Annotated in this window: 1 protein-coding gene; it reads left to right on the forward strand. The window is 42.8% G+C overall.

Features of this window, described 5'->3' with window-relative positions:
* Positions 1-320, forward strand: a 320-nt coding sequence (locus tag H5975_RS08475) for a helix-turn-helix domain-containing protein (protein WP_204785643.1), incomplete at both ends; no start/stop codon positions are given.

Consider the following 320-nt stretch of genomic DNA (forward strand, 5'->3'; position numbering starts at 1 on the left):
CATTACTGAATCCACCGAAAGTAACTGGGGATTTTCGGCTGAATCTGATAAAGTGGAAACAAGAAAATTTGGCGTCAATTCCCGAAACTTGTATTCACTTTGGTTACCGCTCTCCTAGTGCGGTTTATCAATGGGAATGCCTTTATAATAAGCGAGGGCCGCAGGCCCTTTTGGGGTTACGCCAAGGAAGGAGACCTAAGCATGGTCAACTATCACGACAAGAGCCAAGAAGAACAGCTTCGTCAGCTTCAAAAGCAAAATCAAGCCCTACAAAGAGAAAACTTATTGTTAAAGATACAACTCGACGCCTCAAAAAAATT

This window comes from Limosilactobacillus coleohominis (assembly GCF_016901675.1).
Lineage (GTDB): Bacteria > Bacillota > Bacilli > Lactobacillales > Lactobacillaceae > Limosilactobacillus > Limosilactobacillus intestinavium.